This is a genomic window from Pseudomonas sp. TE3728, assembly GCF_056279145.1.
The window spans coordinates 492,668-503,678 of sequence record NZ_JBWBQT010000001.1 but is presented as its reverse complement, the minus strand read 5'-3'; the positions used below and the strand labels follow the sequence as shown (position 1 = coordinate 503,678).

8 protein-coding genes are annotated in these 11,011 nt (G+C 60.6%); 3 read left to right on the top strand and 5 right to left on the bottom strand.

The genetic code is table 11. The annotated features are described in order from the left end of the window. Positions 1-342: 342 nt before the first annotated feature. Together ACZ89R_RS02095 and ACZ89R_RS02090 are read right to left on the bottom strand one after the other, a co-directional pair. Complete coding sequence (locus ACZ89R_RS02095; RefSeq protein ID WP_429546879.1) at positions 343-2,040, bottom strand: cyclic peptide export ABC transporter; 1,698 nt, start codon at positions 2,038-2,040, stop codon at positions 343-345. Between the two features lie 198 nt (positions 2,041-2,238). Then, entirely contained in the window at positions 2,239-3,300 is a 1,062-nt protein-coding gene (locus tag ACZ89R_RS02090; RefSeq protein WP_429546880.1) for a TauD/TfdA family dioxygenase, read from the bottom strand. A 336-nt stretch (positions 3,301-3,636) separates the two neighbouring features. Between ACZ89R_RS02090 and syrB1 the strand changes: the two genes are divergently transcribed. The 3 genes from syrB1 to syrC are packed head-to-tail and all read left to right on the top strand — an operon-like array spanning position 3,637 to position 7,706. Beyond that, positions 3,637-5,484: a syringomycin E biosynthesis L-threonine--[L-threonyl-carrier protein] ligase SyrB1 gene (syrB1, locus tag ACZ89R_RS02085; protein WP_429546881.1), complete on the top strand. Its 1,848-nt coding sequence runs from the start codon at positions 3,637-3,639 to the stop codon at positions 5,482-5,484. A gap of 17 nt (positions 5,485-5,501) precedes the next feature. Next, positions 5,502-6,434: a syringomycin E biosynthesis L-threonyl-[L-threonyl-carrier protein] 4-chlorinase SyrB2 gene (gene syrB2 / locus ACZ89R_RS02080; protein WP_429546882.1), complete on the top strand. Its 933-nt coding sequence runs from the start codon at positions 5,502-5,504 to the stop codon at positions 6,432-6,434. Between the two features lie 60 nt (positions 6,435-6,494). After that, positions 6,495-7,706 (top strand): syringomycin E biosynthesis aminoacyltransferase SyrC, encoded by a 1,212-nt coding sequence (gene syrC, locus ACZ89R_RS02075; protein ID WP_429546883.1) that lies wholly within the window; start codon positions 6,495-6,497, stop codon positions 7,704-7,706. Positions 7,707-7,802: 96 nt separating this feature from the next. On the opposite strand, the gene ACZ89R_RS02070 is transcribed toward syrC, so the two are convergent. From ACZ89R_RS02070 to ACZ89R_RS02060, 3 genes are all read right to left on the bottom strand, one after another. Further along, positions 7,803-8,414: an aspartyl/asparaginyl beta-hydroxylase domain-containing protein gene (locus ACZ89R_RS02070; RefSeq protein ID WP_310661418.1), complete on the bottom strand. Its 612-nt coding sequence runs from the start codon at positions 8,412-8,414 to the stop codon at positions 7,803-7,805. Between the two features lie 158 nt (positions 8,415-8,572). Further along, entirely contained in the window at positions 8,573-9,943 is a 1,371-nt protein-coding gene (locus ACZ89R_RS02065) for an MFS transporter (RefSeq protein ID WP_429546884.1), read from the bottom strand. After that, positions 9,940-10,944, bottom strand: a complete 1,005-nt coding sequence (locus ACZ89R_RS02060; protein WP_429546885.1) for a cupin-like domain-containing protein — start codon at positions 10,942-10,944, stop codon at positions 9,940-9,942. The genes ACZ89R_RS02065 and ACZ89R_RS02060 overlap by 4 nt, the downstream gene beginning before the upstream one ends. Positions 10,945-11,011: the final 67 nt, after the last annotated feature.

Here is an 11,011-nt window from a genome sequence, read left to right as displayed (position 1 = left end):
GATCCGCTCTCCGACACATCCGCCATCAAGCCCAGCGGTTTTTCACGACCCGGATGGGTCAACGCAAAGCCTGTTGCGACAACGTCGCCCACAGCACGAGCAAAGAAAAATTTCATACGTTCCTTCTCAGAGATTTGTCAGTGCTGCCCGGAACCAAAGCAACAGGCACGCCTGGGGTTGATGCAGGATCAATGAACGAGCGGATCGTCCTGGCGTGACATCGCCCCCTGCAGAGGACTTGCCCCTGCGGGTTGACGGCGTGATATCAGGCATCTTTCACAGGTTTGCAGACGTGTTGTCGCGACGACATCGCAAGCCAGACGATGCCGTCGAAACAGGCGTTCAGGCTCGCTTGTCGCGGATTGCGCAGTTGATATCGGACACGATGTGCCCATCCGCCAACTTGATAATGCGATCGGCCAATTGGAAGTACTGGTCGTCATGGGTAATGATCAGCACCGTCTTGCCGCGACGCTTGAGGTCGGGCAGCAACTCTTCGTAGAAGAATTTCTTGAACGGCGGATCCTGGTCGGCAGCCCATTCGTCCAGCACATAGACTGGTCGGTCTTCCATGTACGCGCACACCAGCGCCAGGCGTTTCTGCTGGCCGTAAGACAGCGCCTTCATGGTTGAATAACCGAGCCCTTCGATCTTGATTTTGTCGGCCAGGCCCAGTGTCTCAAGGTACTTCTGAGCCAGTGCGGGGCTGCCGTCGTCTTCGTCGGGGCCGATGAGGCGGTTGAACAGATGAAAGTCAGAGAACACCGCGGAAAACAGATCGCGATAATCGCTTCGGCTTTCTTCGGTAATCATTGTGCCGTCGAGCAGCACCTCACCGCTCTGCGGGATATAGAGCCCGCAGATCACCTTGGCCAGGGTGCTTTTGCCGCACCCGTTGCCACCCACGATGTAGATCAACTCACCCGCTTGCACGCTCAGGTCGATAGGCCCCAGGGAGAAGCCGGTCGCTGCGTGCAGGTCCTGATAATGCATCCGCACCCCTTTCAACTCGATGCTGTCCCAGGACTTCTTGTGATCCAGCAGCGGCACATTGGGCTCTTCGACACCGACGGGTTCCGGGTGTGGGTCGTTGATCGCGAAACCGAATTCCGCCAGGCGCGTACAGGCGATACGACCTTGCGCCAGCACCGGCATCGCCCCCACCAACAATGAAAGCGGCCCCATGATGTACAAAACGGCCAGCACGCTGGCGGTCATGACTTTCGGATCGAGCGCACTGACCAGTGGCGCGGCAAACAGCAGGCAACCGATCAACAGCGACAGGGTGAACTGCCCGACGTTGTCCGCCGCGGTGTACCACAGGCGCTCAATGAAGTTGTAGCGCGCCACTCGCGTAGAGGACGCCTCAATGGCGGAGCGACCGAACCAGCGGCGCCGGATGCCATTGAGCTTCAGTTCCTTCAAGCCGAACACCAGCGCATGGGTGTATTCGTTGAACGAGGTAAATTCGTCCCGTACCCGGCTGGTATACCTGACGCCGCTGACAAAGAAGAACAGGTAAAGTCCCACCCCCAGAATCATCAGCGAAAGGGTCAAGGCAAGGACCACCCACGACAGGTAAGCCAGGTAGGCAATACCGAACAGAAACACCGCCGCCTCGACCAGTACCGTGGGCATGACCACGAGTGTCGTATTCAGCTGCGGAATATCGTTGGTCAGCATGGTCAGCACATTGGGCGGACCGCGCCGGTCAACTTCTTCCAGCGGCGTGGCGAGAATTTTTCGGCACAGCGCGATGCGCAACCGCGTCATGATCCGCATGCTGGCATAGGCCGGAAACAGCGCTGCGCCATTGCGGAAAATTAGCGCCACGGCGCTCAGCCCGATAAACCAGTACAAGGCATCCATGCGAGAGCCTTCATTGTGAATAGCCTGGTTGATCACATTCACCACCGCGATCGACGCTACCCCGCTGATGATGCCGGTAATCAACGTGAAGATCGTCAGCCAGGGATGATTGCGCCACAGCAGGCGCATGACGGAGCCCGGCTTGGACTTCTTCGCTTTCTTGTCTTTCATTGATTGCTATCCTCAAATGGACTCGCGACATGGCACTGCCGGTTGTGGTCTCGCCGGCCGATGGCCTTTTTGCAATCGCTGTGTGTGGCGCAGGCTTCATTGCCTCAGGATTGTGCAGGCATCAAGTGTACGTATCGCGACTGGAACCGCTGTCCCGGATTGCCGGTACAAAACAGCAATCTTTTTTAAACAGCGTGGTCATGCTGGCTGCCAGACGTCGCCCCTGGCGGTCATCTCACCCATGGCCACGACGATAAGGCGCGGTTCTTCGTAAGGGTCACGTGCGTGCGCGGTCAGCATGTTGTCGAGCATGACCACATCACCTTTGCGCCAGGCGAACCTGACCGCACAGGCCTCGTAGGCTTGGCCAAGCAACGCCATGATGTCGTCTTCTATCAGCGTCCCGTCGCCGTAGCTGACCGTGCGCGGCAGGCGATCGGCGCCGAACATATCGAGCAGGTCTTCGCGCATCTCCTCCCCGAGGCAGAACGGATGATGCAGCTGCAGCTGGTTGAAGAACGCCCATTCCCCGGTGAGCGGATGACGGATCACCGCCGGGCAGCGGGTGCGCACTTGCAGGGTTTCGCCGTCGAGCCATTCAAAGTCGGTGCCCTGTTCACGGCAGCGTTGTTCGACAGCGCCCCGGTCGGTGGTCCCGAAGAACGACTCCCAACTCGGCTCGACGCCCGAGGTGAAGGTGCGGCTGTACATCAGCCCCTTGTGTTCGAAACGCGCGACGACTTCTGCGGGCAAGCACTGCAACACTTGCCGGATGTCGGCCAGCGGCGTCGCGCCACCGACCCGTGATGGCTGCTCGCAAAAAAACCATTGCTTGCGCGGCCAGCTTTCCAGGTGCGAGCTCTCGTTGTGATACAGGATCATCTCGCGCTCGGGATAAGGCGTGGAGCGATAGACATTACGCCCGCCCTCTTTCTTCGGCAGGTCGCCATAACTGCCATGCAGCCCGGGCGACAAGGCCTCGGCAAACGCCTCGAAGGCTGGCACCGAACCGAGGTCAAAGCCGCGAAACAGCACGGCCCCGTGGCGACACAGCAATGCCTCGATCGCCTCGCGACGCGTAGTGGCCCACAGCACCGGATCCAGCCCAGGGGTGATCGGCTCGATGACTACCGGCAAACTCAAACCGGCGGCCAGCAACGACAATCTCACCGATTCGTCGCGTCCCTGATCGGGCCAGGCCAGCGAATCCGGCATCCCGTCATCGGGCATGACGGGCGAAGTGTTAGTTTGAAGACTCATGAATAACTCCTGAACCACAGATCCTCACATCCACGTCGTATGGGGCAAAACCAATACGCCCCACCATCGGCCAAGGATAAAAGCACCGATCCACGGTGCTGTCTGGCACCGCAATCCGGGACAGACGTCACCGTTCCCGACAGCCAATCCGCCCCAAAGACGGTTTGTCCCCATTTCCCGCGACAGACGCAGGCTCGAAGTCGGTGCTGAAATGCGGCAACTGCGGATTGCCCCGGCGCTTCGAACGAATCCCGTGGCCGCAGCGATGTCTCGAGTGCAACAGGTTTCGCAAACGCGAAAATGTGCTGCACCTGGCAATTAACAGGAGCGTTAGTCATGCCGATCAAGAACACTGGCGGAACGGTTATCACCGCGCCAGCCCCCCTCACCTCCGGTGCTTTCCTGCATGAAATATTCAGCACCCGGGCGCGTGAATTCCCTGAGCGCACGGCGGTGTCCGACGCCACTCGCGCATTGAGTTATGCAGAGCTCGATGCGGTCTCGTCGAAGCTGGCGGCCAGGTTGCGTCACGAAGGCGTCAAGGACGGTACGCTGGTCGGGATGTGCCTGACACGCAGCGTCGAACTGGTCATCAGCCTGTTGGGCATCCTCAAGGCCGGCGGCGCGTATGTCCCGGTCGATCCGCAATACCCTGGCAAACGGGTCGAACACATCGTGCGCGACAGTGGCGTCAGCCTGGTGATCGGCGATCGCGCGAACCTGCCGCAAACCCCGTCCCTGCGTGTCCTGCCCCTCGCTGATTTGTTGTCCGCCCCGGCGCTGGAATTGACCACCGACGGCGACCGCCGCTCCCCCGACGATGCGCCGGCCTACGTCATCTACACCTCCGGTTCCACCGGTGAACCCAAGGGCGTACTGGTGGCGCACGGTAACGTCAGTCGTCTGCTGGAAAGCACGCAACGAGCGTTCGCCTTCACCGAAAACGACATTTGGTCAATGTTCCATTCCATCGGTTTTGATTTCTCGGTCTGGGAAATCTGGGGCGCCCTGGCTCATGGTGGTCACGTTGCCGTGGTGCCTTACGATGTGTCTCGCTCACCCTGTGCCATGCGCCAATGGCTGGTCGATCAGCGCGTGACCGTGTTGAGCCAGACGCCATCGGCCTTCCGTGGTCTCGATGACGCCGACCGCCAGGCCAGCGCCCCTCTGGCCCTGCGTTATGTGGTTTTCGGTGGCGAGGCGTTGCCGGCCACGGTGCTGCGCCCGTGGGTCGAACGTCATGGCGACCAGAAGCCGGCGTTGATCAACATGTACGGCATCACCGAAGCCACCGTTCACACCACTTACAAACGCGTGCTGGGCCAGGACCTGGAAAGCGCTGCGATGGTTTCGATCGGCACCCCGCTGGATGGCTGGCGTCTGCATTTGCTCGATGCCGATCAGCTGCCGGCAGCTCAGGGCACCGCCGGCGAGCTGTACATCGAAGGCGCCGGCGTTGCCCAGGGATACCTGCAGCGCTCAGCCCTGAACGCCGAACGCTTCGTGCAGTTACCGGGCACCTCGATCCGCACCTACCGCACCGGCGATCTGCTGGTGCTGGGTGATGACGGCGAGTACCGCTACGCCGGCCGTTGCGATGAGCAATTGAAGATTCGCGGTTTCCGGATCGAACCGGGCGAAGTCGAAGCCTGCCTGCAAACCAGTCCGGCCGTGGCCGCCGCCCACGTGAGCGCCCACGATTACGGCGATGGCGACTGGCGCCTGATCACCTATGTGGTACCCACCCACGGCGTGGACGCCTGGACCGAACAGACCCGTAGCGAAGTCGCCACCTTGATGGCCGACAACCTGCCGGATTACATGCGCCCTTCGGCCTACATTGCATTGGCGCGGTTGCCGGTCACGGCCCACGGCAAGATCGACAAAAGCCTGCTGCCCTCGCCCGACTCGGTCCCCGCGACCGCCCTCCCCGTCAGCGAACCGGGACTCACCGAGCATGAGCAGTTCGTGCTCAAGGTCTGGTCCGAAGATATCGGTTTGAAAAGCATTGGCCTGAACGATGACTTCTTCGATTTCGGCGGCACTTCCCTGGCCTTGATCCGCTCCCTGAGCACGTTCAAGACGCGCTACCAAATCAACCTGGACCCCGGCGTCCTGGCGGATGGCGCGACAGCCAAAGTGCTGGCCGGCTGCATTCAACGCTCCCTTGTTCAAGCCCATTGACCGAAAAGGAAAAGCCCATGAGTAAGCAGTTCGCTTTAACCAAAGAACAACGCGCGTCCTTCGAGAAGAACGGTTTTATCGGTCCTTTCGATGCCTACTCGCCAGAAGAAATGAAAGAGACCTGGAAACGCACCCGCCTGCGCCTGCTCGACCGCAGCGCCGCGGCCTACCAGGATCTGGACGCCATTTCCGGCGCGACCAACATCGCCAACTATGATCGCCACCTGGACGACGACTTCCTCGCCAGCCACATCTGCCGTCCGGAAATCTGCGACCGTGTGGAAAGCATTCTCGGCCCGGACGTGCTGTGCTGGCGCACCGAGTTCTTCCCCAAATACCCGGGTGATGAAGGCACCGACTGGCACCAGGCCGACACGTTTGCCAATGCCTCGGGCAAGCCGCAGATCATCTGGCCGGAAAACGAAGAGTTCGGCGGCACCATTACCGTCTGGACCGCGTTCACCGACGCCAACATTGCCAACGGTTGCCTGCAATTCATTCCCGGCACCCAGAACAGCATGAACTACGACGAAACCAAGCGCATGAGCTACGCCCCCGACACCAACAACTCGGTGGTCAAGGATGGCGTCAGACGCGGATTCTTCGGCTACGACTATCGCCAGTTGCAGATCGACGAGAACTGGAAACCCGATGAAGAGGCCGCCGTGCCCATGCAGATGAAGGCTGGCCAGTTCATCATTTTCTGGTCGACCCTGATGCACGCCTCCTACCCCCACAGCGGCGAGTCCCAGGACATGCGTATGGGCTTCGCCTCGCGCTATGTGCCGTCGTTCGTGAAGGTCTACCCGGACTCCGATCACATCGAGGAATACGGCGGACGTATCAGCCTTGAGAAGTACGGCGCGGTTCAGGTAATCGGCGATACGACCCCGGAATACAACCGCCTCGTCACCCACACCACTCGCGGCAAAAAATTCGAAGCGGTCTGATCCCTTCAATGCCATACGACAGTTGGCATGCGCAACGTGCCCGACAGGAGTCCCCAATCCATGACTTTTTCCACTGACGCAGCCACGCGCCTGTGTGAGACCGTGAGGATGCTTAGGCACCTTGCCATCCATCTGCCCGATCCTATCTGCCTGAGCTTTCTCGCTCAGGGAAATAACCCGCTACCCGAGCAGGCTTCCCCCAGCGTGAGGGCCACAGAAAGGGCGGTCAATGCCGCCCTTGCACGGATTGGCGTCCGCACCGTGCAGTACCTGCACAATGCCGAGACGCAACTGTCGTCCTTTGAGATATTTATCAGCAAGAAAATCTGCGAGGCGCTCGATTATTCCTATGACCGCTTCGACGACGTCGAAAGCGTCAAGGCGTTCGGGCGGCTGATCAGACATTTCGATTTCAGCGGTGCAGTGCCAGAGGTCGAGGCATTGCACCTGATTACCCGTGATCATGTGGCGTTGTCGGTCCATGCCGGTGGGAACCGGCAGCGTCCGGCCATCGTCCTGGCACTGCCCTGCGGCATGCCCTTCGACCTGTGCCGCGACTGGTTCAATGCCCTGAGCGAGCGGTTCTTCGTCGTCACCTGGGAAACCCGCGGGCTGTTCGGTTCCTGCACGACCTTCGACCAGATAGCGGTGGATACCGACGCCCAGGTCGGTGACCTGATCAACGTGATGAATCATTACCAGATAACGACCGCGCACGTGATGGGTATCTGCGGCGGTGCAGTGATCGCCCTCAGCGCGGCCGCCGCCCACAGTACTCGGGTGAAGTCCCTGAGCCTGTGGCACGGCGACTACAACCTGGGCGACGACACCCTGCGCACCCAGCACCAGCAGAATTTCGAATGGCTGATGGAGGCCGCAGCCCTGGACCGCAATGAGGCCAGCGATTTACAGGCGTTGTTCCTGGATCAGGCGACACTGGCGACCATTCCGGAATCGATTGCCCATGCTGCGCTCTACCCTTACGTCAATCCGGAACTGTTCTATCGCTATGCGCGACTCAACGACGCACTGAACAAGACCGAGCTGCAGTCGCGGCTGGCGCAGATTTCGGTACCGACCCTGGTGGTCGCCGGCGACGCCGATGAAACCACCCACATCGGAGGTTCTCGGCACATCGCTCAGTCCATCAGTGACGCGACACTGCACGTGGAACGCAACGGTAGCCACCTGGCGTTCTTCGAGTCTACCCAACGCTCGAAACAGACCGCCTTTCGCTTCCTCGAGTCGACCGCCGAACCGGCTGTTGTCTGACCCCCCGCCAACCTTCCCTCCAGACCCCGGGCGATCACCCGGGGTTGAGGGTTTCCTTTAAAAATCGCAGCATGAATTGAACGTCTCTGTCTTACGTCAGGCGACCATGTGTTTTTCGCGATGGAATTCGAGGTACAGCACGGTGCGGTGAGCCCTGGAGGCGTTGACCGCGAAGTGGTCGAGCGAGCCGTCGAAGATCACCAGGTTGCCATTGGTACTTTGGTTGAAGCTGCCGTTGACGTTGAGGTAGGCGTAGTTCTGGGTAGTGGGCGCATCGATGGTCAACTGCATATGCAGCAGGCCTTCTTCCCAGGTGCCGGTGTGGGAATGGGTGCCGAGGAAAACATTGGGTTCCATGCGCAGCAAGGCACAGAGTTTAATCCCGGGAATCTTGCTCAACAGCTCGAGAGTTCCCGGCATGGCGGCGCGAGCGTAAGGGATTGGTGTGTCATAGGCGACCAGGCCGTATTGCGTCCATTCGGGCATGACGTCCATGTCGTCGCCCCACCCCCAGAGCCAGCCATATTCACCACCGGCCTCCACGTGCGCGGCGACTTCATCGACGATCTCGGTGATCGACTTGCCCACACGGTTGATGGTCAGGGTCGGTGCATCGAGGGCGAGAAATTCCTGGCGAATCACTTCCCAGTTGTCGGCAAGGTTTTTCAATTGCGGAAAGCGGCTGGGTTCATAAAACGACGGACGCATAGGTGCTCCTTTTATCGAGGGTTGTCGGCTCAGATGACGATGCGAGCGCAGTCCTGCCATACCCGCGACGCGGGCGCGGCAGAAAGAGCTGCAAAGGTTGACCCAACAGCCCCGGCCTGTCTGTCACGGGAATCCGGTACAACAGGCCGGGCCAGGTCTCACAGGGCGTCGACCTGAGGGCTGTCGGATGCCCGTACGGCGGTAGCCTGCGGTTGTTCTCTGTCCAGGCGGCGCATCGGCCCGTAGAGCAAGACACTCAAGGACATGAGCGCAAAAAGTGCACCCGCCACCACGAACAGCATCCCCACGCCACGCCCCGCGCCCACCCCCAGCCAGCGACCGATCGACTCGGCGTAGAGGCCGCCCGGCACCAAGGCCGGCTGGAACCAGTGATCGACCAGCAAACCGCCGCCGAAGACCGCCAGGCTGGTGGTGGCAATGGTCAACATGCTGATCAGCGCAAACACACTGGCGCGGCTGCCGGCGGGAATCTTGCGCATCCACAGTGAGTTCACGCTGGCATCGGCGACACTCGCCGCCGTGATGGCGACGAAGGCCAGCGCGCAGTAGGCAAAGGCTTGCGAGACCACCCCCATGGCGATGATGCAGACCGACAACAACACATCGGCCACCGCCACCAGCGCCATCAACCGTCGCGGGTTCCCCATGGAAATCAACAGCCCCGCACCGGACAACCCGCCCAGGGCCGCCCAAGTGTAGGCCATCCCCAGGGTCTGGCTGCCCAGAGTGGACAGCAGCAACGGCGTCATCATCAGCGTCGCCAGCGATAACAGTGCGCTGCGCACCATGGTGTAAACCAGCAGCCCGGCCATGAGGTGTCCGGTGGCGAAGAATTTCAGCGCCGCGACAATATTGCCCAGCGCGCCACGAAACACCGAACCCTTGCCAGCGCTGTCGTGATGCGCCGGAGCCAGCCGCACATGGGAAAACGCCTTGATCACCAGTAACGTGCCGGAACAAAAGGTCATCAGGTCCACGGCCAGAATCGTCACCAGCCCGGCCTTGGCCATGATCGCCCCCGCCACCAGTGGAGCCACCAACGCCGAAGCGTTCTTGCTGATGCTCATCAACCCTGAAGCACGGGTGAATTTTTCCGGTGCGACAATCGAATTGACGGCCGCCTGATACGCCGGTTTGCGGAAGGCGCCGACTATCGAGGCCAGGCAATTGAAGATGTACAGGTGCAGCGGTTCCAGGCGGTCGAACCAAAGCAGCGCCATGACTCCGAAGAGCAGCAGCGCCAGGCTCACATCGCAACAGACAATGATGACCCGGTGGCTGATCCGGTCGGCCAGCCCTCCCGCCAACGGCAGAAACAGAACCGCCGGCAACGTCGCCGCCAGCACCACGTTGGCGAAGGCCACCGCCGAACCGGTGTGGGTATAGACCCAGACGCCGAGGGCGAACTCCATCAGCGCCGTGCCCACGACCGCCAGAGACTCACCGCACCAGAGAAAATAGAAACTGCGTCCCAGATCGAATTGCCGTTGGCCGCTCTTGAGGCTCATTGGCGCACATCGCGGGGCGTGCCGGCACCGAGCAGTTTACGCACCAGTCGATAGGCCAGGGAATAAGCCACCGCGCCGAACACCACCGGTGCATAACGGGAAAACAGATAGGTCCGTAACACCCGCCTGGCGATGGGCGAGCGGATGTCGCCACTGACATGCAAAGGCGTCGGGAATGTCGCCGCGACAGTGACGCCGAATTCATCGTCCATCGATTGCACCGCGTGCCACCAGTAAACCGGAATGTACAGCGCATCACCCGGTTCAACCACCGTGCGCAATGCATGCAAGCCCCGGGTGCCGGGGAAACGCCGGGTATCGATGTCGTACAAGTAGCCGGCCTCTTCGATCACCGGCTGTAACGCCCGCCAACTGATCTCGTCCGGCGGCAGCAGCAGGACTTCCTTGGCGCCGACCACTTGGGCCATGAAGGTCTCATCGGTGACATGGAAATGCCAATCGGTGTAGGAGTTGCGGTACAGGAAACTGCGATGGGGGGGATAGTGACGCGACTTGCTCAGCTGCGGCATGAACGGCAGGCCGCCGACGTCCTCCTTCATCTGCTCAATGGCCGATCCTTCGGAAAAACGACAGCTGTCGGCCACCAGCGGAGCATGACCTTCGCTCAGGCCGTCAAGAAACTCATGGAACGGCATTTCCCGGTAGACCGTATTCGCATACTCGGTCAACTCGGCCTTGACCTTAGGGTTCGACCAACCGATGACCTCCGAAACGATCTGTGAACGCACCACCACGGCACTGTTGCGCGAATGGGCCTTGAGGTAGTCCAGACGGTTCCACTTATGGAAGGCTGGCCAATGCCGCACGGCATTTTTGATCAGGCAGGGACGGTTGCGATTGACGTACTGGCGGGTGAATTCCTCTCTGGAAATCGTCAGCGCATCGATCACTTCGACCGGCCCGGCCTGGGGGTGATTGGGAAAGCGGGACAGGCTCCAGAACTTTGACGCTGGGCGATTCGCTTCGTCTATCAGTGGCATTTTCGACCCTCGCAAGCACACTCAGGGCCGTTGGTATAACAGACTCGCGCGACCGCGCCCAAGCGCC